This is a genomic window from Flagellimonas sediminis (genome assembly GCF_010500845.1).
In the GTDB taxonomy this organism is placed as follows: domain Bacteria; phylum Bacteroidota; class Bacteroidia; order Flavobacteriales; family Flavobacteriaceae; genus Flagellimonas; species Flagellimonas sediminis.
Genome location: NZ_JAAAMI010000007.1, coordinates 46,633 through 69,392 on the forward strand (window position 1 = coordinate 46,633; position 22,760 = coordinate 69,392).

Annotated in this window: 30 protein-coding genes; 13 read left to right on the plus strand and 17 right to left on the minus strand. The window is 41.8% G+C overall.

The annotated features are described in order from the left end of the window. Positions 1-6: 6 nt before the first annotated feature. From GTK07_RS13590 to GTK07_RS13620, 7 genes are all read right to left on the minus strand, one after another. On the minus strand, positions 7-591 hold the full coding sequence (locus GTK07_RS13590) for a TMEM175 family protein (RefSeq protein ID WP_163635795.1): 585 nt from the start codon (positions 589-591) through the stop codon (positions 7-9). Positions 592-597: 6 nt separating this feature from the next. After that, entirely contained in the window at positions 598-1,206 is a 609-nt protein-coding gene (locus GTK07_RS13595) for a PepSY domain-containing protein (RefSeq protein WP_163635796.1), read from the minus strand. A 118-nt stretch (positions 1,207-1,324) separates the two neighbouring features. After that, positions 1,325-1,612, minus strand: coding sequence for a hypothetical protein (locus tag GTK07_RS13600; protein WP_163635797.1), 288 nt, complete (start codon positions 1,610-1,612; stop codon positions 1,325-1,327). Between the two features lie 112 nt (positions 1,613-1,724). Continuing rightward, positions 1,725-2,153, minus strand: a complete 429-nt coding sequence (locus GTK07_RS13605) for a PH domain-containing protein (RefSeq protein ID WP_163635798.1) — start codon at positions 2,151-2,153, stop codon at positions 1,725-1,727. 25 nt (positions 2,154-2,178) lie between these two features. Next, positions 2,179-2,355 carry a hypothetical protein gene (locus tag GTK07_RS13610; protein WP_163635799.1) on the minus strand — a complete coding sequence of 59 codons (177 nt, stop codon included), beginning with the start codon at positions 2,353-2,355 and terminating at the stop codon, positions 2,179-2,181. 46 nt (positions 2,356-2,401) lie between these two features. Next, a complete protein-coding gene (locus GTK07_RS13615; protein ID WP_163635800.1) occupies positions 2,402-3,223 on the minus strand; it encodes an alpha/beta hydrolase in 822 nt (273 codons plus the stop codon). Positions 3,224-3,277: 54 nt separating this feature from the next. Beyond that, the gene (locus GTK07_RS13620) at positions 3,278-3,835 is read right to left on the minus strand and encodes a dihydrofolate reductase family protein (RefSeq protein WP_203583801.1); all 558 of its coding nucleotides are present in this window, start codon (positions 3,833-3,835) and stop codon (positions 3,278-3,280) included. Between the two features lie 282 nt (positions 3,836-4,117). Between GTK07_RS13620 and GTK07_RS13625 the strand changes: the two genes are divergently transcribed. Then, on the plus strand, positions 4,118-5,050 hold the full coding sequence (locus GTK07_RS13625) for a peptidylprolyl isomerase (protein WP_163635953.1): 933 nt from the start codon (positions 4,118-4,120) through the stop codon (positions 5,048-5,050). Positions 5,051-5,498: 448 nt separating this feature from the next. On the opposite strand, the gene GTK07_RS13630 is transcribed toward GTK07_RS13625, so the two are convergent. After that, entirely contained in the window at positions 5,499-5,693 is a 195-nt protein-coding gene (locus GTK07_RS13630) for a cold-shock protein (protein ID WP_163635801.1), read from the minus strand. 85 nt (positions 5,694-5,778) lie between these two features. Next, positions 5,779-6,417: a peroxiredoxin gene (locus GTK07_RS13635; RefSeq protein WP_163635802.1), complete on the minus strand. Its 639-nt coding sequence runs from the start codon at positions 6,415-6,417 to the stop codon at positions 5,779-5,781. A 158-nt stretch (positions 6,418-6,575) separates the two neighbouring features. Between GTK07_RS13635 and GTK07_RS13640 the strand changes: the two genes are divergently transcribed. Continuing rightward, positions 6,576-7,118 (plus strand): YfiT family bacillithiol transferase, encoded by a 543-nt coding sequence (locus tag GTK07_RS13640; protein ID WP_163635803.1) that lies wholly within the window; start codon positions 6,576-6,578, stop codon positions 7,116-7,118. A 1-nt stretch (position 7,119) separates the two neighbouring features. Here GTK07_RS13640 and GTK07_RS13645 read toward each other — a convergent pair whose 3' ends face one another. From GTK07_RS13645 to GTK07_RS13660, 4 genes are all read right to left on the minus strand, one after another. Further along, the gene (locus GTK07_RS13645; RefSeq protein WP_163635804.1) at positions 7,120-7,662 is read right to left on the minus strand and encodes a GNAT family N-acetyltransferase; all 543 of its coding nucleotides are present in this window, start codon (positions 7,660-7,662) and stop codon (positions 7,120-7,122) included. 1 nt (position 7,663) lies between these two features. Next, positions 7,664-8,224: a thioredoxin family protein gene (locus GTK07_RS13650; protein WP_163635805.1), complete on the minus strand. Its 561-nt coding sequence runs from the start codon at positions 8,222-8,224 to the stop codon at positions 7,664-7,666. Between the two features lie 78 nt (positions 8,225-8,302). Further along, on the minus strand, positions 8,303-8,683 hold the full coding sequence (locus GTK07_RS13655) for a PUR family DNA/RNA-binding protein (RefSeq protein ID WP_163635806.1): 381 nt from the start codon (positions 8,681-8,683) through the stop codon (positions 8,303-8,305). A 75-nt stretch (positions 8,684-8,758) separates the two neighbouring features. Then, a complete protein-coding gene (locus GTK07_RS13660; protein WP_163635807.1) occupies positions 8,759-10,513 on the minus strand; it encodes an ABC transporter ATP-binding protein in 1,755 nt (584 codons plus the stop codon). 179 nt (positions 10,514-10,692) lie between these two features. Between GTK07_RS13660 and nusB the strand changes: the two genes are divergently transcribed. The 4 genes from nusB to GTK07_RS13680 all read left to right on the plus strand — a co-directional run bounded on the left by nusB (position 10,693) and on the right by GTK07_RS13680 (position 13,899). Further along, a complete protein-coding gene (gene nusB, locus GTK07_RS13665) occupies positions 10,693-11,640 on the plus strand; it encodes a transcription antitermination factor NusB (RefSeq protein ID WP_163635808.1) in 948 nt (315 codons plus the stop codon). 38 nt (positions 11,641-11,678) lie between these two features. Then, entirely contained in the window at positions 11,679-12,158 is a 480-nt protein-coding gene (locus GTK07_RS13670; protein ID WP_163635809.1) for a DUF1573 domain-containing protein, read from the plus strand. Between the two features lie 13 nt (positions 12,159-12,171). Beyond that, positions 12,172-12,462: a preprotein translocase subunit YajC gene (yajC, locus tag GTK07_RS13675; RefSeq protein WP_163635810.1), complete on the plus strand. Its 291-nt coding sequence runs from the start codon at positions 12,172-12,174 to the stop codon at positions 12,460-12,462. A gap of 87 nt (positions 12,463-12,549) precedes the next feature. Further along, complete coding sequence (locus tag GTK07_RS13680; protein WP_163635811.1) at positions 12,550-13,899, plus strand: Gfo/Idh/MocA family protein; 1,350 nt, start codon at positions 12,550-12,552, stop codon at positions 13,897-13,899. Positions 13,900-14,126: 227 nt separating this feature from the next. On the opposite strand, the gene GTK07_RS13685 is transcribed toward GTK07_RS13680, so the two are convergent. The 3 genes from GTK07_RS13685 to pepT form a co-directional block, all read right to left on the minus strand. Then, on the minus strand, positions 14,127-14,837 hold the full coding sequence (locus GTK07_RS13685) for a hypothetical protein (protein ID WP_163635812.1): 711 nt from the start codon (positions 14,835-14,837) through the stop codon (positions 14,127-14,129). A gap of 131 nt (positions 14,838-14,968) precedes the next feature. Then, positions 14,969-15,559: a YdeI/OmpD-associated family protein gene (locus GTK07_RS13690; RefSeq protein ID WP_163635813.1), complete on the minus strand. Its 591-nt coding sequence runs from the start codon at positions 15,557-15,559 to the stop codon at positions 14,969-14,971. A gap of 1 nt (position 15,560) precedes the next feature. Beyond that, a complete protein-coding gene (gene pepT, locus GTK07_RS13695) occupies positions 15,561-16,790 on the minus strand; it encodes a peptidase T (protein WP_163635814.1) in 1,230 nt (409 codons plus the stop codon). 112 nt (positions 16,791-16,902) lie between these two features. Here pepT and GTK07_RS13700 point away from each other — a divergent pair, with 112 nt between their 5' ends. The 7 genes from GTK07_RS13700 (at position 16,903) to GTK07_RS13730 (ending at position 22,322) form a co-directional block, all read left to right on the plus strand. Beyond that, positions 16,903-17,307, plus strand: coding sequence for a hypothetical protein (locus GTK07_RS13700; protein ID WP_163635815.1), 405 nt, complete (start codon positions 16,903-16,905; stop codon positions 17,305-17,307). Positions 17,308-17,361: 54 nt separating this feature from the next. After that, positions 17,362-18,399: a quinone-dependent dihydroorotate dehydrogenase gene (locus GTK07_RS13705; protein WP_163635816.1), complete on the plus strand. Its 1,038-nt coding sequence runs from the start codon at positions 17,362-17,364 to the stop codon at positions 18,397-18,399. Positions 18,400-18,405: 6 nt separating this feature from the next. Then, entirely contained in the window at positions 18,406-19,065 is a 660-nt protein-coding gene (locus GTK07_RS13710) for a LysE family translocator (protein ID WP_235932873.1), read from the plus strand. 20 nt (positions 19,066-19,085) lie between these two features. After that, entirely contained in the window at positions 19,086-19,949 is an 864-nt protein-coding gene (locus tag GTK07_RS13715) for a hydroxymethylglutaryl-CoA lyase (protein ID WP_163635818.1), read from the plus strand. Between the two features lie 119 nt (positions 19,950-20,068). Continuing rightward, positions 20,069-21,247: a hypothetical protein gene (locus GTK07_RS13720; protein WP_163635819.1), complete on the plus strand. Its 1,179-nt coding sequence runs from the start codon at positions 20,069-20,071 to the stop codon at positions 21,245-21,247. Between the two features lie 47 nt (positions 21,248-21,294). Beyond that, positions 21,295-21,822: an FMN-binding protein gene (locus tag GTK07_RS13725; RefSeq protein ID WP_163635820.1), complete on the plus strand. Its 528-nt coding sequence runs from the start codon at positions 21,295-21,297 to the stop codon at positions 21,820-21,822. After that, positions 21,822-22,322: a hypothetical protein gene (locus GTK07_RS13730; protein ID WP_163635821.1), complete on the plus strand. Its 501-nt coding sequence runs from the start codon at positions 21,822-21,824 to the stop codon at positions 22,320-22,322. Before GTK07_RS13725 ends, GTK07_RS13730 begins: the two co-directional genes overlap by 1 nt. A gap of 6 nt (positions 22,323-22,328) precedes the next feature. On the opposite strand, the gene GTK07_RS13735 is transcribed toward GTK07_RS13730, so the two are convergent. Beyond that, on the minus strand, positions 22,329-22,679 hold the full coding sequence (locus GTK07_RS13735) for a DUF6686 family protein (RefSeq protein ID WP_163635822.1): 351 nt from the start codon (positions 22,677-22,679) through the stop codon (positions 22,329-22,331). Between the last annotated feature and the right edge of the window lie 81 nt (positions 22,680-22,760).

A 22,760-nucleotide genomic window follows, 5' to 3' on the forward strand; every position in this document is an offset into this window, starting at 1 on the left:
GCGGGATTATTCCGGTTGACTTTTCAGGATTCTCTCTATCCGTTTATCGGGAACCAGCCAAATGATGGCCACTAAAACGAACATGGCCCCAGAAATCCATTCGTTTACCCATGCCATTCCAATTCCGATGATATAGAAAAGTGGAGATAATTTTCCCTTCAAATCCTTGCCGACGGCATGTTTAAGGATGGAACCTTCACCCTGAGAATGTATAATGGAATGTTGAAGAATAAAATAGGCAATGGCAGCCATTAATAGGATAAAACCGTACAATGCCATTGGCTCCGTGGCAAAATGGTTTTCTCCCACCCACCCAGTAACAAAAGGAACCAGTGATAGCCAAAAAAGCAGGTGAAGATTGGCCCAAAGGACTCTTCCGGTCACCTTTTTAACCGTGTGCATCATGTGGTGGTGGTTGTTCCAGTAAATGCCCAGATATATAAAACTGAGCACATAGCTCAAGAATACGGGCAATAGAGGGGCAAGATCATTGAAATTGTTCCCGTGTGGTACCTTGATTTCCAGGACCATGATGGTGATGATAATGGCCAACACCCCATCACTAAATGCTTCCATTCTTCCTTTGGTCATAATTTTTCAGTTTAAAGGTTGGTAATTGTGTTGTTTAACTAATTTACCTGATTTGGTCTTGCCAGCTTGCCGCATTCGTTTTGGGCCGTACCAAAGCCAAAATCCTGTTATGGTGAAAAGAAGTAAGCTTACCCCCATCACCGTTGTATAGACTAATTTTATATACCCATTTGTATCAAGATATCGGTCCAAAATAGAACCATCGTGAACATTTTCCAGAAAATCTGATTTTCTTTGCGCTACGGAAAGTACTTTTCCTGTTGCGCCGTCCAACTGCACTTCATAATAGGAATCCACAAATAGGAATTTAACGGAACCTTTTTGTTTGCGCATGTCTATACGGTCCAACTCCAAGGATAGGTCGGGGGAAACCAAATCATGCAAGACGGTACAGGCTATGGTATGAAGGCTATCCACTGGTAACCAATCTTTTAGTTCTACCGAGGTGCCTTTTTGGGTTTCGGGAAGAATGATGCCGTTGGAATTTTTTTTCCAACCTAGAAAAAGCCCGGTTACCGAAATGAAAAAAAAGAAGATGAATAATAAGGCTCCTGTTGTCCGGTGTACCTTTCTAAAAATCCGAAGTATCTTGGCTTGTTTTGTCCGTTTGCCCATTCTTGTTTGGTTGAAGCCTAAAGATCATGAAAATATATCAAAGGCTAAAGCACCGGACAAAGGATTAACACTTGGCCCCGACCCAATAATTGCCCTAGTCCATTTGAAGAAACGGTATTCAGCTTCCAGCTAATGGGGAACCGAAAACCCCAACGGCCAATTCGGCCCAAAGCAGCAGGAAAAGTACAATAACGGCCGAGATCCATAATAGCTTCTTGTTGGTCGTTTTCCCTTTTCTAAGAACTAGGTCCACAGCAAAACCTACACCTACAAGTAGAATACCCGCCACGATAAAATCATTCAAGGACCAATTTACCTCACTTGAAAATTGCATGGCAATGAAAGGGATCATTAAAAGTAGGGCAACGGTGCCCAAAATGGTCAGGGGTCGTTTGATGGAAATCATGGCCAAATAATTTTAATTCACCCCTAAGTTACGGTACAGATTAAGCTTTTAAAAGGATTTAATAAAGATTAACCATCATCATGCAGTGGCGGCCCATTTGCCAAAAATGTAATTATTCCGAAATTTTTATGTTCGGGTTCTTTTCCAATATCTTTTCAATGAACCTCTCATTGGTATCGGGGCTGATATAGATTTCATCAAACCGATCAAATTTTACAATGAGGCCTTTCCTGGCAGTTGCAGGCTTTAAGCCGACCCATAAGGTTTTCCCTTTCACGATTTCCCTGATACGGTCATAGCTAATTTTCCCTCTCATTGGGCCACATTGGTAAACAAGGCCGTCGGCAGCAAGTTCGTATCGGGTGCCAAAATACATCCAGAGTAAAAGGAAAATCACTCCCAAAGCCATAGTAAGAGCAAAATAGTCAAGGGAACCCACGTCCCCTGATAAAATGTCGGAGGAGATGAGGATTAAAATCAAAAGGACAACCCCAATTATTATGGAGCTGAACAATATATCCTTTCTACTGTTGAATTTCATTGATATTTCCTTTGTAATTGGATTTCTATTTCTGCTTTTTCTGACCATGTAGGGTCACTAGCATGGCTAAAATGAGAAGTACGCTAGAACTGATACGCATCCAAAAACCAGTGTCCAATTCATTGCCTTGCAAAATGAAATTAAGCAAGATCAAAATCAAACTGAAAAAGATGAGGGCCAGGGGCAGTGTTTTGTTTTTCATTATAAATGTATTAAAACCGGTTGAAATGGAGCGGACCCCTTCATTTTCAGTCGCTATTCTTCGCAAAAAAGTTTTTAAAGAAAACGAGCTGGTACTCAATGGAATTTTTCCAATAAGGCCAATTGTGTTCACCAGGTCGTTCTATATAGTCATGGGGAATTTTCATTTCCAACATTTTGTTGTGAAGGGCCTTGTTCACTTCATAAAAGAAATCATCGGTGCCGCAGTCAAAAATGATGGTTAGACTATCGGTAGGATAATCGTCCAGCATATTGATTACCGTCATCTTCTTCCAATTGTCCTTGTGGTTGACAGTGTCCCCGATCTGTTCAGAAATCTCCCAGTTTTTCTTAAAAGGGGTAATATCCACCCCGCCACTGGTGCTGCCCATCGCTCCAAAAACATCGGGATGTCGTAATCCCAAATAAAAGCCACCATGCCCACCCATGCTCAGCCCGGTAATGGCGCGATGGTGGCGGTCGGCTATAGTGCGGTAATGAACATCAACGTAGGATACCACCTCTTTGCTTACATGGGTTTCATATTTACGCTTTGGGTCGATGGGGCTATCATAATACCAGCTATTGTAACCACCATCTGGGCAAACCAATATCATTTGATGCTCATCGGCATAATCCTTCAAGTTCGGGTCAATTTCCAACCAAGAAGAGTAGGAACCGCTATAGCCATGTAACAGATAGACCACTGGGTATTTTTTATCGGAATCTGGGTAATTGTCCGGTTTTATGACGACACATTTAATGCTCTTCTGCATGGATGGGCTGTAAATGGCTACGGTATCTACGGTAGAGGCAGATAGCATAGATAAAGGCATTATGGTGAAAAGCAGGAGTAGGACTTTCTTCATGTTTAATAGTTTTAAGAATAACCGATCAGGTATAGCCATTTGCATTGGACATACTTATTTCTTGATTTTATAACAAAGTTCCACCATCCCGTTTTTGTATGCGGTGGTATCTTTTAAATGCAAGGTTAGTTCCTCTCCGATCTGATCAAAAAATGGAAGTCCGTCCCCAAGCAGTATGGGTAGGATGCTTATTCGAATTTCATCCACCAATTTCAGTTTTATAAAATCTTTGGCAAGTTGTGCACCACCTACGATCCACACGTTTTTATACTTTGGTTTTAACCGCTCTTCAACAAGTTTAACGGGGTCACCTGAATAGAATTCTATGTTGGGTCTTTGGTTGGTCAGCTCACGATGGGTAATCACAATTGTCGGTTTGTCCCCATAAGCCCATCCGTAGGATTTGGAAAGTTCCAAGGCATGTTCATAAGTTTTGGAACCCATAACATAACAATCGATGGTCTTTAGGAAAGCTTCGGGGTCTTGTCCTGTGACACCTTTATCGTATTGGTCCGAAGTATCGAACCAACCGATGCTATTGTCCTTTTTTGCAATGAATCCATCAAGGCTAGATACCATATGAAGGGTCAGGATAAAGGATTGTGGTGTCATGGAAACGGGTTTATTTCATTTAAAATATAGTTATGGAACATCCTGAAAGTGAACTCTGCCACCATCTAACAGATTTAAATGTAACACTTTTTTAAAAAGGAAATAAATCAATTTGGCAACTTGGGTTTTGCAATCCTTGTAGCTTAAACAGTTCTAAAAATTAACCTTTTGAAATACTTTAATCCTTCCCGGTTCAAGGTATTGCACCATAAAACCCTTACCTTTGCGACCTTGGAAAAATCCAAGGTTCAGAAATCGAATAATCCTATTAAAAAGAAAAAAATGCAGGACGGAATTTACGCTAAGTTCAATACCAAAAAAGGAGAAATATTGGTGAAACTTACCCATGATAAAACCCCGGGAACGGTGGGCAACTTTGTTGCACTCGCAGAAGGGAATATGGAGAATGACGCAAAACCTCAGGGAAAACCTTATTATGATGGATTGAAATTCCACAGGGTGATCGCTGACTTTATGATCCAAGGCGGATGCCCACTAGGTACCGGAACAGGAGATCCTGGTTACAAGTTCGATGATGAATTTCATCCAGAACTCGTGCATGATGCCCCAGGGGTTCTGTCCATGGCCAATGCCGGACCAGGTACCAACGGAAGCCAATTCTTCATCACCCATGTGGCCACCCCTTGGCTGGACAACAAGCATACGGTTTTTGGACACGTAGTGGAAGGCCAGGATGTAGTGGATGCCATTGCTCAAGGAGATACCATAGATAGTTTGGAAATTGTAAGGGTAGGGGACGAGGCCCATAACTGGAACGCCATTGAAGCCTTTAGGGTTTTTGAAGGTACCAGGGCAAAACGCATAGCAGAGGCAAAAGCTCAAGCAGAAGCCGAAATGGAAAAGTTGGCCGCAGGATTTGACAAGACGAATAGTGGTTTACGCTATAAGATCATTCAAAAGGGTAATGGGCCCAAAGCTGAAAAAGGCAAAACGGTTTCGGTACACTATGAAGGAGCATTGCCGAACGGTAAAGTTTTCGATTCCTCCTTCAAAAGAAACCAGCCCATCGATTTTACTTTGGGTATTGGACAGGTAATCCCTGGATGGGACGAAGGTATCGGATTATTGCAAGTGGGCGACAAGGCCAGATTTGTAATCCCTTCGCACTTGGCTTACGGGAGTACTGGAGCAGGAGGGGTTATTCCTCCCAATGCAACCTTGATCTTTGATGTGGAATTGATGAAAGTGAAGTAACAATCCTCACATGGTAAATAAAAAAAGCTTCCAGAAATGGGAGCTTTTTTATTTGGCTCTGTTTACACTCAAAAAGAGCAAACATAAATTTAGGGCCAATAGGCATAGCAAAACGCTAAAAAAGGTATTCATGGTCGTGTGTGTTTATCTTATAACAATCCAACGAAAAAATACCCTACCTATTGCTCAAAATGTATAGATTGCTTGTTTTCTGTTATTTTTTGGACCCATTCACGCTCAAAAAGAGCAATAGGGCATTAATGACCAAAAGAAACGAGAGTACTCCAAAAAAGGTGTTCATTGTAATTATAGGTTACTGGTTATTGGGGGAGCTAAACTTGTTTACATTAGTTAGATTAGGAATGCAGAATAGGTTGCGTAAAAATTCAATAAAAAAATAAAGCCTAGGCAAAACCTAGGCTTAACTATAAAAAAGTGTGTTTCTACCTTAATCTATAACTTGTACATTTACGGCGTTCAATCCTTTTTTACCTTGCTGTAGTTCAAATTCCACAGCATCACCTTCCCTAATTTCGTCTACCAAACCTGAGACATGTACGAAGTGATCTTTGTTTGAACCTTCTTCAGTGATAAAGCCATATCCTTTAGAATCATTGAAGAATTTTACTGTTCCTTTACTCATAATAAAAATTAAAAAAATTAATTGAGCCGCAAAGATACATTTAAATAATTGATAATTAGGGTTTTTTATTCATTAAATAAAAAAATTATGCTGTTGGGTCAGGGGTCAGGCGCAAATAAGGCTTAATTTCCTCTACCCCTTTGGGGAACATTCCCTTGGCCTCTTCGGTAGGAATGGCTGGGCTCACCACTACTTTTTCACCGTGCTCCCAGTTGGCGGGAGTGGCTACCTTATGGTTGGCGGTCAACTGTAAGGAATCTACAACGCGCAACAGTTCATAAAAATTACGTCCTGTTGAGGCAGGGTAGGTCAAAGTTAATTTTACCTTTTTATCCGGACCGATGATGAATACCGAACGCACGGTAAAAGTATCATTGGCGTTCGGATGGATCATATCGTACAGGTCGGAAACCTTTCTGTCCTCATCCGCAATGATCGGAAAGTTTACGTTGGTATGTTGGGTTTCGTTGATGTCCTTGATCCATTCCTTGTGCGATTCGGCCCCATCCACGCTCAAGGCCATCATTTTTACGTTTCTTTTGTCAAATTCCCCTTTAAATTTGGCCGCTGTGCCCAGTTCAGTGGTACAGACAGGTGTAAAATCCGCAGGGTGGGAAAACAGAATTCCCCAACCATCACCCAAATAATCATAAAAATTAAGGGTTCCTTCAGAGGTTACCGCTGTAAAATCCGGAGCGGTATCACCCAATCTAAGAGTTGCCATATATTTTGTTTTAGTGTTGATACGTGATTATCCTACAAATTTAGTAGATAAATCGGGACCATGGCTTATTTTAGGTTAAAAGTGTATTAAAAATCTATACATCTCCGTAGTTAGAAAAAAGGAGGTTATAACCGTTCAATGTTTGTTATTTTTGAAATATGGAAAACGAAACTTTGGAACAACTCTGCTACCCTATCGGTCATTTTGAAAAACCGTCGATCATAACGGAAAGTCTTTTGCAAGAATGGATTTCCGTTCTGGAGCATTTGCCCCAACGATTGGAGGAAATGGTGAAACCACTCACAGAAACGCAATTGGACACCCCTTATAGACCAGGGGGCTGGACCGCAAGACAGGTGGTGCACCACATTTCAGATAGCCATCATAACAGTTATATCCGTTTTAAATGGGCATTGACAGAGGAAAGTCCCGTCATTAAGCCCTATGATGAAAAAGCGTGGGCCGAACTTTTTGATACCCGTACCGCACCCATTCAAATGTCGCTCGATCATTTAAGGGCCGTGCATGCCAAGTTGGTCTATTTGCTAAAGGGACTTTCCAAGGAGGATTTTAAACGGCAATTTATCCACCCTGATGGGAATGTGGCCACCAGCTTGGACGAAAACGTGGGCAGGTATGCCTGGCATAGCAACCATCATTATGCCCATATCGCAAATTTGATCCAGAGAGAAGGTTGGTAAATCATAGGTTTTTGGTAAGGATCCACATGGGCTTTTCGGAAGGCTTGGCTCCAAGTAAGGTAACTTCACTTTCCCTTTTGATCACATACCCATTTTTTTGATAAAATAGAATGGGGTTCCCTTTCTGCATGGTATCCAACCAAACTATTTTTTTCTGGATAGAACGGGAATACTCTTCAATATATTGAAGCACCAATTTGCCCAACCCCTTGCCTGAATGTTCTTGGAGAAGGTATATTTTTTCAGCTTTTAAGGCTGTTTCTTTCGGAATCTCATCAATTCCGCAATCTTTCACCAATTTAAGGATGCCCACTGTGTCACCTTCGTATTGGATCAGAAAATGTTGATTGTTTTGATCTTCTTGCTCACGTTTTACGGCTTCTTGGGTCAATCCGTGGGCAATGTAAGGAGTAGGGTCCTCGTTCTCCCATAAATGCAAATAATGTTGACGATATGATCGGGTGCCGATGGCCACATAAATATCCAAATTGGTTTGGTCAACAGGGATCATTTGCACCTTCAAGACAGGCGGTGTCAGTTGCATGCTAATCTTGTTTCCATTTAATGTTACAGCCTAAACTTGGCTTTTGGTCCGGATCGATTTGCTTTCCGGCCAAAAGTGCATCCATGGCATTTTTTAGATCGGTACCGGATAACGGAATACCGTTACCGGGCCTGGAACTGTCCAACTGGCCCCGGTATACCAATATTTCATTCGCATCAAAAAGATAAAAATCAGGGGTGCAGGCCGCATCGTAAGCTTCGGCAGTTTCCTGGGTCTCGTCGTACAAGTACGGAAAGCTGTATTCTTCCTCCTTGGCCTTGATTTTCATCAGCTCCGGGGTGTCTTGGGGGTAATGGGCCACATCGTTGCTGGAGATGGCCACAAAACCAATTCCCATGGGTTCATACGCTTTGGCCAGTTTTGCGATCATCGGGTTCACATGGATAACAAAGGGGCAGTGGTTGCAGATGAACATGATCACAGTACCTTTTTTGCCCTTCACCTGTTGTAACGAAAGTATTTCATCGGAAACCGTGTCCAATAATTCAAAATCAGGTGCCTTTGTTCCCAAGGCGAGCATATTACTGGGTGTTCGAGCCATGGTTGCTGTTTGTTTGTTCAAAAATAAAAAACGGCCTGCAAAATAACAGGCCGTACAGAATTTTTTAAAAAGGTAATACTAGATGTCGTCAAAGTCCACATCGGTAAAACTACCGGTGGCCGTACCATTTTCGCTAAAGCTGGTTTCTTCCTCGTCCTCTTTCTTGAAATCTTTTTGATGACGTTCAGAAATCACTTCCTGGCCCCGTTCATCGATGATGTAGTCCATCATTTCCTCCATAATTTCCTTGAAGGCCGTGAAATCTTCCTTATACAAATAAATCTTATGCTTTTTGTAGTGGAAAGAACCATCGTCATGGGTAAACTTTTTGCTTTCGGTGATGGTTAGGTAATAATCCCCTGCCTTGGTGCTTCTAACGTCAAAAAAATAAGTTCTTCTCCCTGCCCTTAAGACTTTCGAGTAAATCTCTTCCTGATCCATTAATTCTTTCTCGCCCATATGGTATAGTGTATTTGGTACTATGTTGAAATATGTTACCAAAAATGTAAAAAAAATGCTAATTCAGCAACTTTTTTATGATTCTTTGCCAGAGAGTTGGTTCATGTAAAGCTCTTTATAATAGCCCTCCATGTTGTTCAACTCCTCATGGGTGCCTTCCTGTATGATCTTTCCGTTATCCATAACAATGATCTTATCCGCATTTTTGGCGGAGGAGACCCTGTGGCTCACGATCAAGGTGGTCTTACTGGCAGAAACTTTTTTCAGGTTGTTCAGGATTTCTTCTTCTGTTTCGGTATCCACGGCAGATAAACAGTCATCAAACAAATAGATTTTAGGATCTTTCAACAAGGCCCTAGCAATCGATACCCGTTGTTTTTGCCCACCACTTAGGGTAATACCACGTTCCCCAAGGATGGTGTCATATTTTTTTGCAAATCCTTCTATGTTCTTATGGACAACGGCTTGTTTGGCTACTTTCACTATCTCATCAAAAGAAGCATTTTCGTTACCAAATCGGATATTGTTCTGAATCGTGTCCGAAAAAAGAAAAGCATCCTGGGGTACCGCTCCAATGGCGCCACGCAAACTGTCCAGATTTAGATGTTGAACGGGAACACCATCTACCAAAACCTCTCCGGAAGTGGGATCATAAAGCCGAGCCACTAAATCAAGTATTGTGGACTTACCTGCGCCGGTTTTACCCAATATGGCCACTGTTTCCCCTGCTTTCACTTTAAAGGAAACATTGTTCAATGCCGTTATGTTGGTATCCTCATAGGTGAATGTTACGTTCTTGAATTCAATGTCGCCATGGATAGGGGACGGTTTAATTACGTTATTTTGTATGGATGGCTCAAAATTCAAAAATTCATTGATCCGTTTTTGTGACGCTTCGGCCCTTTGGATGATTGATGTCAACCAGCCTACAATGGCCACGGGCCATGTTAGCATGTTCACATAAAGGATGAATTCCGCAATGATCCCTACAGATTCAATTTCACCGTTGATGTACTGTCTTCCACCAATATAAATCACAAAAATGTTGCTGATACCGATCAACAGAATCATCAAGGGAAAAAACCATGCATTTACACGGGCCAAAGCCATGCTGGTATCCTTTCCTTCGTTGGCCAAATCGCGCAATTCCGCATTGATACGAGGCTCAATACTATAGGCCTTGATCACTGAAATACCCGAAAACGATTCCTGGGTAAAGGTGGACAAATTGGATAGGAACTCCTGCACCTTGGTACTTCTTTTGTGGATCACCTTACTGATCTGGTAGATCAAAACCGATAAAATAGGTAAGGGCAACAGGGTATAGGACGCCAATGTTGGTGCCTTGATGAACATAAGCGGAATAAGAAAGGCAAAGAGGGTTAAGGTTTGGATACCGTACATAATGGCCGGACCGGCATACATACGAACCTCGTTCACGTCTTCACTAATCCGATTCATCAAATCCCCGATCCTATGTTTTTTGTAAAAATTGAGGCTCAGCAACTGGTAATGATCAAACACCTCATTTTTGAGGTCGTATTCAATATAGCGAGATACATTGATGATCGTCTGGCGCATCCAATACGTGAAAAGTCCGGACAACAAGGCCGTGCCTATGATGATCAAGATGTATTGCAGCAACAATTCCTTGGCATCGGTAAGGGAAATGGTCTCTGACAAAAAATCCTCCACGGCCTGTATGGACTTGTTCACATACGAAGGCAGTACCAAAGAAAAGATACGTGCAATGATGGTAATCAAAATCCCCACCAGCAGCTTTAACCAGTATTTTTTAAAGTATTTATTGAGGTGTTTTAGTTCCTTCATAAAAGGGAGAGGCAGTTTTTTGAGTGTCCGTGTCTAAAGACAATCCAGCAAATATATGCCATTGGGCACAAACTAAATGTTATAAAACTGATAAGAAAACAACTTTGATAGGTAAGATTGAAATATAAGATTACTTTTGCGGGGTGAAAGCCAATCAACGACTTTAAAAGTTCTTACAAATGCTTACCCGCAGGCATATTAGAGTAAAAGTGATGCAGTGCATTTATGCATTGATCCAGTCCAAGGACGATTCCTTGGTGAAACAGGAAAAATTCCTAAGAGTGAGTATAGAAAACATGTATGTGCTCTATCTCTTGATTTTGAGCCTTTTGGCCGAACTTCATCGGATGGCCCAAATACATGTCAGCCACGCCAATAAAAAATACCTCGCTACCGAAGAGGATAAATTCCCTGACCGCGAAAAGTTTGTCAAGAACAGATTGCTGCTTCAAATAGCCAATAATGAGGCCCTAAAAAATGAGCTTTCCAAAAGGAAATTGAACAATTGGTACCTTAATGAGGAGTATATCAAAATTCTCTACAAAGAGGTTATCGGCAGTGATTTGTACAAAGGGTACATGACCAGTGGAAAAAACAGTTATGATGAAGACCGTGATGTGGTGCTGCAACTGTTTCGTGAAATCATCGCGCCTAATGAAAAGGTATACGAATACTTTGAGGATGAGAAACTTACCTGGGTGGACGATTTTCCCATTGTGAACACCTATGTCATCAAGCGGTTGAAAAAGGCCAACGAAACTTCTCCGGACCGATTCTTTTTGCCGGCCTTACTAAAGGACCAACAGGATATGGATTACGCCAATGAGCTGTTGACCAAAACTTTGCTCAACGATGCCAAATGGGAAAAGGAAATTGAGGGCAAAACCCCCAATTGGGACAATGATCGTATTGCAGAGATCGATTCCATCATTTTGAAAATGGCCATTTGCGAGTTGCTCAACTTCCCCTCCATACCCGAAAAGGTAACCTTGAACGAGTATTTGGAGATAGCCAAAGAGTACTCCACGCCCAAGAGCAGCATCTTTATCAATGGCGTTTTGGATAAGCTGGCCAAGGAGTACAAAGCCTCTGGAAAATTGCAAAAAATAGGAAGGGGTCTCCAATAAACAATATTTGTTTAATTTTGGGAAAACAAATTTTAATCATGAAAAGAATAACAACAGTTTTTAGTTTGATCGCAGCGGTTGCCTTGATGGGCATTTCCTGCAAGGACAAAGCTTCAGAAAAAATAGTTGCAGACAATGTAGAAAGCGCTACCACAAGGGATGAAGCACAGAAGAAACTTCCAGTAATGACCTTTGAAACTTCAGAGTTCGATTTCGGCACCATTCAAAGAGGTACCCCGCAGGAAACCGTATTCAAGTTTACCAATACAGGTGATGCTCCTTTGATCATTACCGATGCAAAAAGCAGCTGTGGTTGTACCGTTCCGGAATACCCAAAGAACACTCCGATCGCTCCAGGAGAAACCGGAGAGCTTTTGGTGAAGTTCAACGGATCTGGACAAAACCAGGTGACCAAGACCATCACCGTAACGGCCAACACCGCCAAAGGTTCCGAGATCTTGAGGATCAAGGCTTTTGTTAATGCCCCTGAGGCCATGCCAGCTGGTCCGGTTAAATAAATAGAAGATTTAAATGGAAAACCTCGGGAATTTTTTACCTCTGATCATGATTTTTGCCGTGGCGTATTTTTTTATGATACGTCCGCAGATGAAGCGTCAGAAGGATGAGAAAAAATTTACTTCAGAATTGAAAAAAGGAGATCGCATCATTACCAAAAGTGGTCTTCACGGTAAGATCGTGGAATTGAACGACAAGGATTTTTCCTGCGTCATCGAAACCATGGCCGGCCGTTTAAAGTTCGATCGTTCTGCCATTTCCATGGAGATGAGCAAAAAATTGAACACGTCTGAAGAAAGTAAATAGCGTACAAATTGTTTTATCCAAAACGTCCCTTGTAACATTGCGTTTCAAGGGACGTTTTTTTTGTATCTTATTCCAAATTTTAAAAGCATGAACACACGTAGGCAATTTGTAAAAAGAAGCTCCTTGGGAATGGCAGGACTAGGGGCCAGCTTTATGTTCCCGATCGAAATGTTGGCCTCCATTCGAAGGACCATCAGTCCCAATGACAAGATCCAAGTGGGACTCATTGGTTGTAACGGGATGGGTTTTTCCGATTTGAGCTCCATGTTGCAGAACAGCGAAGTGGAAGTGGTGGCCCTTTGTGATGTGGATGAAAATGTACTACGTGAAAAAACGGCGGAACTGGAAAAGGGCGGTATCAAAAAGCCAAAATGGTATTCCGACTATAGAAAACTGCTGGAGGACAAGGATATCGACATTGCCATCATTGGAACACCGGACCATTGGCATTGCCTGCAACTTACCGATGCCATTGATGCCGGAAAGGATGTGTACTGCGAAAAGCCCATTGCCAATTCGGTGGGTGAAAGTCAAGCTATGTTGGCCAAAGTGAATGCCAGTGACCGAATGGTGCAAATAGGGCAGTGGCAACGTAGCGAGCCTCATTTTGTGGATGCCATCAACTATGTGCATTCCGGGAAACTGGGACAAATACGATTGGTAAAGGCATGGGCCTACCAAGGGTGGATGCAATCCATTCCCGTGTTGCCCAACAGTCCTGTGCCTTCCGGGGTAGATTATGCTATGTGGTTGGGGCCTGCACAAAGTAGACCTTTCAATGCAAACAGGTTCCATTTTAACTTTAGATGGTATTGGGACTACGCAGGTGGTTTAATGACCGATTGGGGCGTGCACATGATCGATTATGCCCTTTTTGGTATGAAAGCCTCCGACCCCAAATCGGTGATGGCCATGGGGGGTAAGTTTGCCTATCCTGATGATGCGGCCGAAACACCCGATACCTTGCAGACCATTTATGATTTTGGTGATTTTTCGCTGCTTTGGGAACACGCTACGGGCATTGATGGTGGCAATTATGGTCGAAACCATGGGGTGGCCTTTATTGGAAACAACGGGACTTTGGTGCTCGACCGAGGCGGTTGGGAGGTGATCCCCGAACACGATCGCCCGCATTGGAGTAAAGATTTGGGCCCAAAAATAGAACCGGTTCCCCTGCAAAAAGGAATTGGCCAAGGTTTGGGACTACATACCAAAAATTTCTTGGAGGCCGTTAAAACAAGAGACGCCTCCATCCTAAAAGCGCCCATAAAAGTGGGGTATGATGCCGCAATGGTAAGCCACTTGGGCAATATTGCCTATAAAACGGGTGAACGTTTGTTCTGGGATGCCGAAAATAAAAAGTTCAATAATGCCAAGGCCGATGCTCTTTTGACCAAAGAATACCATAACGGTTGGAAGTTTCCGAAGATGGGTTAGGTTTTAACTTGTTATGTTTTAGGTTTACTTGTTGCACTTATCGGTTTGGCTATGCGTAGTGCGGAGGCAAGGAAGCGTTGAGTTCTCGTCTGGGTGCTAAGCTAAAGCTTATCGTTTTTTTTTTGTCCAAAGCTAAATCCATCAGATATAGCAACGTATTAAATATACACAGACTTTCCCCTTTTTCCCTAAAGTCCGCATTACGTAGTAGGTTTTGTTGTGTTTAGTTATTTTTTTTTCGCCTCCAACTTCTTAATCAATTTGCTTACAGTTTTGGTGTCCATTCTCGTTACTATTTCATCACTAATATTTTCAATCCGTTCGTTATCAAATTCGTACAAATCCTTTTCAATTCGATCAGATAACGATTGTAAAAAGCCTAGACTACTGTCTTCAACTCTTGCATAGAAACTTAACAAGTCCGTATATTTCAAATCTTTTTTGTTTTGAAACTCTTTTATATTTTTTGTTTTATTGTCTAAAATATTAAGTGAGTGTTTTATTGCGTTATTGAGATTTCTTAAGTCCCGCAATTCTATATAGTTAGACAATTCCTTCGGGTTTATCTTTTTTGAAGTCAAAAAATCCTCAACATTTTCCCAACGAAATAACTTTCTTTCATTAATTTCCGAAGAGTATGAAGCTTTCAATAGCCACTTTAAATGAGTTTCAAAATGCTTGTAACCGTAAAGTATTTTCATTTCTGAAACAACATACAGTTCCTTTTCCAGAAAGTAGACCTCCATGTGTTTCATGTAACCGGACCCTTTTTCGTCCGTTTCAATTTGAGATTTGAGTAGGGCTACTTTTTTTTCAAGGTCTTTAATAAGTTTATTGGAGACGAAATCGTAATGATTATTCTGAATGTTCATGAAGAAAATTTGAAGTCCAAACTTTCTTTGTTCTCTTTTATCTCTAAATGACTCCTGTTCTCTCAATTTATTTATAATTAAACACAACGTTATTAGATATGAACCGTTTTAATGATTGATATAGATCTATAAGTCAAGTTAGTTTTTCTATTTAAAAATGAACTGAGGAATTCCGTAATGGCTCATTGTACATTGCCCTACCTATACCCATCATTCAACCCAACCCCCTTTTCGATCAAGGGAAGGATTTTATCCAGCCTACGCAATTTGGTGGCTTCCTGTTTGGCTTCCGCAATGTATTCGCAGAACTCTTTCTGTTTGTAGGGGGCAAAGGCGTCAAAAGCACTTTTTAAACGTGCGTTTTCAGACAATTTGGTTTTGAGTAGGTCTGGAATTACAGCCTTTGTAGGTTTGGCAGGTGCTAGTTCAATTCCCTTTTTTTGGTTTTGGATGGCTTCTTGCATGTAGGCTGTTACACCCTTTTTGTCAACCTCCTCCAAAGAAAAGAACTTCCAATGCCGCATGCCCTTCGTCTTGCCTTCCTGGGCATTTTCCAACACTTTTTTTGGATCGTTCATTAGGGCCCCATTGAAGAACCAGACACCAAAATAGCCTTTGAATTTACTGATGCCAAAAACGTTTTTACCATTTACGGTATACACCGGAAAACTCCATTTAAAATCCTCCACACAATCGGTTTGGAGGGCCAACTCGCGCAAAAGTGCAATACCATCCTTAAATGGGTGTTCCTTTTCATAAAAGGCTTCTAGTTTTTCCGATCTTTCCATCTTACTTGATTTGACTGGCGGTCAGCTCACAAATTTTCACAATGACCTCCACTGCTTTTTGCATGCTTTCCAAAGGAATGTACTCATATTTTCCGTGAAAATTATGTCCGCCCGCAAAGATATTGGGGCAGGGCAGGCCCATAAAACTCAGTTGGGAACCATCCGTACCACCCCGAATGGGTTTGATGATGGGTTCAATGCCCAAGGATTTCATGGCCTCTTCGGCAATCTCCACAATATGGAAAACGGGCTCCACTTTTTCCCGCATGTTGCGGTATTGGTCCTCAATGACCAAACTCACATAGTCCCCGTACTTTTGGTTGAGTTTGTCCACAATGTCTTTCAACAATTCTTTTCTGGCCTCAAAATGAACGGCATCGTGGTCGCGGATGATCAGTTCGATCTCGGCCTTTTCAATTTCGCCCTTGATCTTGTGCACATGGAAAAAACCTTCCATTCCCGTAGTATGTTCCGGAACTTCCCTTGGGGGGAGCAGGCTTAAAAATTCATTGGCAATGCCGATGGCGTTCACCATTTTGTTCTTGGCATAACCTGGGTGCACACTTTTGCCCGTCAAAGTGATGTTGGCCTTGGCCGCATTGAAATTTTCGTATTCCAGTTCGCCGATTTGGCTGCCATCCATGGTGTAGGCCCAATCGGCCCCGAATTTTTTCACATCGAACTTGTGGGCTCCTCGGCCAATTTCTTCGTCGGGGGTAAAGGCAATGCGGATTTTCCCATGTTTGATCTCGGGATGTTGCACCAAATATTCCATGGCTGTAACGATTTCCGCCACACCGGCCTTGTCATCAGCACCCAAAAGGGTAGTGCCGTCGGTGGTTATCAACGTCTGTCCCTTGTATTGCAACAGGTCTTCAAAATAATCGGGAGACAGTACAATGTCCTTTCCCTTGTGCAAAACGATGTCCTCACCATTGTAATTTTCAATGACCTGGGGCTTCACGTTCTTCCCTGAAAAATCAGGTGATGTGTCCATATGCGAGATGAAACCGATGGTGGGCACTTTTTTGTCCACATTGCTCGGCAGCGTGGCCATGATATAGGCATTTTCATCAATGGAAACCTCTTGAAGACCAATTTGATGCAACTCCATCACCAGCTTTTTGGCCAGGTTCCATTGCTTTTCGGTACTTGGAGTCGATTTGGAATAAGGGTCACTCTGGGTATCGGTCGTCACATAGTCCAGAAAACGGGGCAGTAGTTTTTCCATGTTGGGCGTTTCATCAAAAATAAGGCTTAATCGGGCTCATTTTGAATTTCGAATGGATTAAAAAAGTATCTTTCCCTATCATTTAAATCAACCTACATTGAAGCCAATTTGTTTGATTTTTTTTCTAATCCTATGTATTTCGGCCAATGCCCAAATGGAATGTATGCTGGGTGTGGGCGGAAAGGACAACGAGACCATCACAAAGGTTTTTGAACTTACACAGGAGCAACAGAAGAGCCTGAAAAACTGGAGCGCCGAACTAAAGGTCAGGAATGATATTTTAAGGGAAAAGGCCGAATACCTGATGAAGAAGAACGAAGAGAGTTCGCCTGAGGTTTTGGTCACGGTTTCCATAGAATATCAGGTTATTTTGGATAGCATGAAACAGAACATCCGGATGATGGACAAACGTCTGTTGGGCACCTTCAGCGAGGTGCAATATGAGCGTTATACGAAGTTGTGCAACCAAATGACCTTGCGTCCTATCTACGTAAATAAGTCTGTTGACGAAAATTGAACGAATTGCGATAATCTGTAGCTAGAGTTTTTATTTTTGTCCAAAATCTTTTTGATGTACAAAATCCTCGTCCGCCCAATCCTTTTTTTGTTCGATCCAGAGACTGCACACCACTTTTCATTTTGGGCCATTAGGATTTTTTCAAGGTTGGGTCTGGGCTTTCTTTTTAGGAAAACCTTCGTCTTGGACGATCCCAAGTTGGAGCGTAATCTTTTTGGGTTGAAATTTAAAAACCCTGTGGGGTTGGCAGCAGGATTTGACAAGGATGCGAAATTGTACAACGAATTTTCGGATTTCGGTTTCGGATTTGTGGAAATCGGGACGGTAACACCCAAACCCCAGCCGGGCAACCCACGGAAAAGGTTGTTCCGCCTGGTGCAGGACAAGGCCATCATTAACCGCATGGGCTTTAACAACAAAGGAGTTTTTGAAGCCGTGGAACAATTAAAGAAAAAACATCGGGTATTAATAGGTGGAAACATTGGAAAGAACAAAGTGACCCCAAACGAAGAAGCCATCAAGGACTATCTTATTTGTTTTGAAGCTTTGTTTGAACACGTGGATTATTTTGTGGTGAACGTGAGTTCACCCAATACTCCGGGACTTCGTGAACTTCAGGATAAGGAGCCCTTGACAAATCTGTTGAAAAAATTGAAAAGCCAGAATGCGAAGCTGTCCAAAAAGCTCAAACAAAAGGAGAAGCCGATTCTGTTGAAGATTGCTCCGGATTTAACAGATGATCAACTCATGGATATCATCGATATTGTTAAGGCCACCAATATAAATGGAATCATCGCCACGAATACAACCATTGAACGCAAGGATTTAAAGACCCATTTGATTGTTACTGAGGAAAAGGGCGGTTTAAGTGGTAAACCCTTGACTAAAAGAAGCACGGAAGTCATTCGGTTCCTGTCCGAAAAAAGCAATAAAGCTTTTCCGATCATCGGTGTGGGTGGAATCCATTCGGCGGAAGATGCATTGGAAAAATTGGATGCCGGGGCCGATTTGGTCCAGCTCTACACTGGGTTTATCTACGAAGGCCCAGGACTCATCAAAAAAATCAACAAGGCCATTTTGGACCGGATGTAATAGGTCATGCACAGCTTGTTTTTGTATACCGAGGAAACCATGCATTACCCTATTCTGATAGGGTTTGTGGTGTCTTCATTGGCCTTGGCCCTTTCCCCTGGACCGGACAATATTTTTGTACTCACAGAGAGCATTTCCAATGGTGTAAAATCTGGATTGGCCACAGTGTATGGATTGATTTCAGGTTGCTTGGTGCACACGACCTTGCTGGCTTTTGGTGTTTCGGAAATCATCAAACGGAGCGACACCTTGTTTTTTGCAATGAAGCTTTTTGGGGCAATGTACCTGTTGTTTTTGGCCTTCAAGGTGTATCGAAGTGATGCATCCATCCTATTGAACAAGGAAAAGACGCCGGCCAAATCCACAAAAAAATTGTTCATGACCGGTTTTACCATGAACGTGCTCAACCCGAAGGTTACCATTTTTTTTCTGGCCTTTTTTCCTGGGTTTTTGTTCAGTGATACGTTGAATACCGTACTTCAATTTTATGTCCTGGGATTACTGTTCATGCTTTGCGCCCTGATCATTTTTAGCCTTCTTGCCGTGTTGGCAGGAAGTGTTTCCAAATACCTTACAACCCATAACAAGGCCGGATTTTACTTAAAATGGGTCCAAATCGTGGTTTTTACGGGCATCGCCATTTATCTGATCTTATCGGATAAATAGTGCTATTTTTACGTTTGCCTATGTCAAATATCAAACTCATAGAATGTCCTCGGGACGCCATGCAGGGAATCAAGACCTTTATCCCCACAGATGAAAAAGTGAGGTATATACAGGCTTTGTTGGGCTGTGGTTTTGATACGATTGATTTTGGAAGTTTTGTCTCGCCCAAGGCCATTCCACAAATGCAGGACACCGCAGAGGTTTTGGCCAAACTGGACCTTTCCCGCACCAAGAGTAAACTATTGGCCATTGTGGCCAATATTCGGGGTGCGGAGGATGCCTGTGAACATCAGGCGATTGACTATTTGGGCTTTCCTTTTTCCATTTCGGAGAACTTTCAGATGAGGAACACCCATAAGACCATAGCACAATCTGTGGAAACCCTGAAAGGGATTTTGGATTTGGCCCATGCGCACGACAAAAATGTGGTCACGTATATTTCCATGGGTTTTGGAAACCCGTATGGTGATCCGTGGAATGTGGAGATCGTGGGGGAGTGGACCGAGAGGCTAGCCGAAATGGGCACTCATATCTTGTCTCTGTCCGATACTATCGGAAGCTCTACGCCAGAAGTGATCGACTATCTTTTTTCCAATTTGATTCCCAAGTACCCAGAAATTGAGTTTGGGGCCCATTTACATACCACGCCCACCAAATGGCACGAGAAAGTGGATGCTGCCTATAAGGCAGGCTGTCGTCGTTTTGATGGTGCGGTACAAGGTTTCGGTGGTTGTCCTATGGCCAAGGATGAACTCACGGGAAATATGCCCACGGAAAAAATGCTTTCGTACTTTACCTCCCAAAAAGCGGATACAGGAGTAAACTGGATGGTTTTTGAGGCAGCATACAACAAGGCTACCGAATTATTTTCCGTATATCACTGAAAATCAATACTTAATTTCATTTTTGAATCCTTTCTACCTTGTGATTTAAATTAAGTCTAAATAAATTTGGTTAATCATGAAAGTAAAAATAAATTTGCCGCGCTATTATCTAAAATCTCATGAAACAATCAATTTTACTGTTCAGTTTACTTTTTACAAGTTTAATATTTGGCCAAACCATAACTGATTCAATACAATTGGATCCGCAAAAACAAATTAATGCCGCCCAGCGTTTGCTATCTGGTAATTATGCTTCTGCGGTAACAGTAGGGGCCTACGGCGAAATGCTCTACAATCAACCCGAAGCCCAGAATGGTGAACTTGATGTTCAACGTTTGGTGGTATTGTTCGGTTACCGATTTGATGATAGAACCCAGTTTGTTACCGAAATTGAATTTGAGCATGTTGAAGAAGTTTATGTAGAACAGGCGTTTGTCAATTATAACGCGGCACCAAATTTTAACATAAGGGGTGGCCTTATGTTGGTGCCTATGGGCATCATTAACGAGTTCCATGAACCCACCACATTTAATGGAACTGAGCGCCCTGAATTGGATAATGTAATTGTACCGACAACATGGCGCGAGTTAGGGGTTGGAGTTACGGGTAGATTTAATTCTTTGTCCCTTGGCTATCAGGCATATCTTTTTAATGGGTTCAAATCTTCCCAATCAGATGGTGAAGGTGGTGTTCAGGGATTGTTAGGGGGATCCAGTGGTCTTCGTGGTGGTAGGCAAAAAGGTATTCAATCCACTATTGATAGTCCAAACCTATCCACTAAATTGGATTATTACGGTATACCGGGACTACGCCTTGGATTTTCAACCTATTTTGGTAGAACCCAAGCGGCGGATAATGTTGAGGAGTTTGATGGTTCAGACATTGGAATGGTCATGTATGGCCTGGACGCTCGATTTGCACATCAAAATTTTACGGCAAGGGGACAATTTATCCACGCGTCTTTATCTGATACTGATTTGTATAATAATTTGACAGGCAGTAATTTAGGCAGTGCTTTGCAGGGCTGGTATTTGGAAAGTGCCTATAATGTGCTTCCAATGGGCAAAAGACAAAAGCTTTATGCCTTTGCACGGTATGAAACTTACAACTCGCACTTTAAAGTTGATGGATCTTTACAAGCCAATGAGGCATACGATCGTTCCGATATTACAACAGGATTGACCTATCATATTGCTCCAGGGGTTGTTGTAAAGGGAGATTACCAATTCAGAAGCAATGCAGCTGATGATAGTGATGTTCCTGATCGTTTGAACTTTGGTATAGGAGTGTGGTTCTGATAGATGCCAATCCAAAAGAAAGGATTAGTAAAACATTACATTTAGTCATGACAAAAGCGGGGTTTTTAGGTTTTATTTTTCTATTATTTTCTTTTGGGTCTGCTGTTTTTCCAGGTTTGGACAAGAAATCCATAAAGGAAATTGAAAAGACTTTTGGAACTGCGGATTTTAAGTTGGAACCCATATCTATCCAAGAGGAAATCAATTCAATTTTGCCGATGAAAATTGCTTGGGAAAATCTTTATAAGGTAAATACTTCGGATGCTCTGTTGGGTTATGCATTTTGGAATCAGGCGCCAAGTAAAACAGCTATGTTCGACTACCTGGTAATATTTGATGACAGTTTGAAAATTATCAATGTAAAAGTGCTTGTTTACAGAGAGGACTATGGAGGTGAAATTGGAAGCAACCGTTGGCTAAAACAATTTATTGGAAAATCAAGAGCAGATCGCATAAAAGCTGGCGAAAATATAGATGTAATTTCAGGGGCCACCATTTCAGTGAATTCCATGGCCAAGGAAATGGACAATCTTTTGCAAAGTATTGATATTCTACAAACAAAAGACCAAATTTGATGGAATACAATGGCTTGCTTTGCACCTTATCCAAAGAGATCAGACTCTTTATTGCTACTTTTGTTATCATACTTTCCATAGGATATTTTACAGGGCTACTTTTTATAAAACATACTGAGGCTACATCTCCAAATGGAATTGAGGAGAATTATTTGGGCAACGAAGAGGATGAGGAGGCAACCGTAATGAAGTTCAAAAAGGGGGATAGGGAGATGCTCACCACGGTTCACACCCATATTTTGTCCATGTCTTTCATCTTTTTTTTATTAGGCGGACTGGTTTGGATGACCCAAGCTCCAAAAAAGTGGAAGCTTTTTTTGACCATTGAGCCTTTTCTTTCCGTAATCCTCACCTTTGGTGGAATTTATCTGATGTGGTCTGGAATCAGTTGGTTCAAATATGTAGTAATCGTTTCAGGAATCCTGATGACGGTTTGCTTTACTGGAGCCGCCAGTTTGGTATTGTGGCAATGTATCAGACCGGTAAAGCTGGATAATTGATTTTCCTCAGTTCTCAATAAACTGATAATCGATATCCTGAAAATTCAGAAAGGTAATTCCGGGCTCTTCAAAGGAAAGTAATCCCATTAATTCCTGTACTTCTTCCCTGTTGACCAAAATTATAAAATGTTTTTTGCCTACAGAAATGGGGATTTTTCTATGGTGTGCCCAATGCTGCAAGTGGCTTTCCCAATACCTTAGATCCAATTGTCCAATGTATTCCTTCATGGCATCCAGTTCCCATTCATACAATTCAAAACAGAGGTTATTGAATAACAGTTGGAACAGTTTGGTATGGTTGCAAAAGGTTAAAACACCATTTTTGGGTCGATTAAGAACGTTCAAGGATTGACACATAATATGGTTTTGTGCCTTAAATATAAAAATAAATTAGAATGATTCTAAATAATGATTAAAAAATCTGGAATTGAGCTATAG

Bases quoted from the DNA above. Each gene is read 5' to 3' on its own strand.
- GTK07_RS13645 (WP_163635804.1), bottom strand. From the start codon at position 7,662: ATGCAACTGACACCGCCTGTCTTGAAGGTGCAAATGATCCCTGTTGAC.
- GTK07_RS13730 (WP_163635821.1), top strand. From the start codon at position 21,822: ATGGAATACAATGGCTTGCTTTGCACCTTATCCAAAGAGATCAGACTC.
- GTK07_RS13710 (WP_235932873.1), top strand. From the start codon at position 18,406: ATGCACAGCTTGTTTTTGTATACCGAGGAAACCATGCATTACCCTATT.
- GTK07_RS13615 (WP_163635800.1), bottom strand. From the start codon at position 3,223: ATGAAGAAAGTCCTACTCCTGCTTTTCACCATAATGCCTTTATCTATG.
- pepT (WP_163635814.1), bottom strand. From the start codon at position 16,790: ATGGAAAAACTACTGCCCCGTTTTCTGGACTATGTGACGACCGATACC.
- GTK07_RS13605 (WP_163635798.1), bottom strand. From the start codon at position 2,153: ATGAAATTCAACAGTAGAAAGGATATATTGTTCAGCTCCATAATAATT.
- GTK07_RS13655 (WP_163635806.1), bottom strand. From the start codon at position 8,683: ATGGGCGAGAAAGAATTAATGGATCAGGAAGAGATTTACTCGAAAGTC.
- GTK07_RS13600 (WP_163635797.1), bottom strand. From the start codon at position 1,612: ATGATTTCCATCAAACGACCCCTGACCATTTTGGGCACCGTTGCCCTA.
- GTK07_RS13595 (WP_163635796.1), bottom strand. From the start codon at position 1,206: ATGGGCAAACGGACAAAACAAGCCAAGATACTTCGGATTTTTAGAAAG.
- GTK07_RS13610 (WP_163635799.1), bottom strand. From the start codon at position 2,355: ATGAAAAACAAAACACTGCCCCTGGCCCTCATCTTTTTCAGTTTGATT.
- GTK07_RS13650 (WP_163635805.1), bottom strand. From the start codon at position 8,224: ATGGCTCGAACACCCAGTAATATGCTCGCCTTGGGAACAAAGGCACCT.
- GTK07_RS13590 (WP_163635795.1), bottom strand. From the start codon at position 591: ATGACCAAAGGAAGAATGGAAGCATTTAGTGATGGGGTGTTGGCCATT.
- GTK07_RS13680 (WP_163635811.1), top strand. From the start codon at position 12,550: ATGAACACACGTAGGCAATTTGTAAAAAGAAGCTCCTTGGGAATGGCA.
- GTK07_RS13725 (WP_163635820.1), top strand. From the start codon at position 21,295: ATGACAAAAGCGGGGTTTTTAGGTTTTATTTTTCTATTATTTTCTTTT.
- GTK07_RS13735 (WP_163635822.1), bottom strand. From the start codon at position 22,679: ATGTGTCAATCCTTGAACGTTCTTAATCGACCCAAAAATGGTGTTTTA.
- GTK07_RS13620 (WP_203583801.1), bottom strand. From the start codon at position 3,835: ATGACACCACAATCCTTTATCCTGACCCTTCATATGGTATCTAGCCTT.
- yajC (WP_163635810.1), top strand. From the start codon at position 12,172: ATGGAAAACCTCGGGAATTTTTTACCTCTGATCATGATTTTTGCCGTG.
- GTK07_RS13705 (WP_163635816.1), top strand. From the start codon at position 17,362: ATGTACAAAATCCTCGTCCGCCCAATCCTTTTTTTGTTCGATCCAGAG.
- GTK07_RS13670 (WP_163635809.1), top strand. From the start codon at position 11,679: ATGAAAAGAATAACAACAGTTTTTAGTTTGATCGCAGCGGTTGCCTTG.
- GTK07_RS13660 (WP_163635807.1), bottom strand. From the start codon at position 10,513: ATGAAGGAACTAAAACACCTCAATAAATACTTTAAAAAATACTGGTTA.
- GTK07_RS13630 (WP_163635801.1), bottom strand. From the start codon at position 5,693: ATGAGTAAAGGAACAGTAAAATTCTTCAATGATTCTAAAGGATATGGC.
- GTK07_RS13720 (WP_163635819.1), top strand. From the start codon at position 20,069: ATGAAACAATCAATTTTACTGTTCAGTTTACTTTTTACAAGTTTAATA.
- GTK07_RS13640 (WP_163635803.1), top strand. From the start codon at position 6,576: ATGGAAAACGAAACTTTGGAACAACTCTGCTACCCTATCGGTCATTTT.
- GTK07_RS13625 (WP_163635953.1), top strand. From the start codon at position 4,118: ATGCAGGACGGAATTTACGCTAAGTTCAATACCAAAAAAGGAGAAATA.
- GTK07_RS13635 (WP_163635802.1), bottom strand. From the start codon at position 6,417: ATGGCAACTCTTAGATTGGGTGATACCGCTCCGGATTTTACAGCGGTA.
- nusB (WP_163635808.1), top strand. From the start codon at position 10,693: ATGCTTACCCGCAGGCATATTAGAGTAAAAGTGATGCAGTGCATTTAT.
- GTK07_RS13715 (WP_163635818.1), top strand. From the start codon at position 19,086: ATGTCAAATATCAAACTCATAGAATGTCCTCGGGACGCCATGCAGGGA.
- GTK07_RS13690 (WP_163635813.1), bottom strand. From the start codon at position 15,559: ATGGAAAGATCGGAAAAACTAGAAGCCTTTTATGAAAAGGAACACCCA.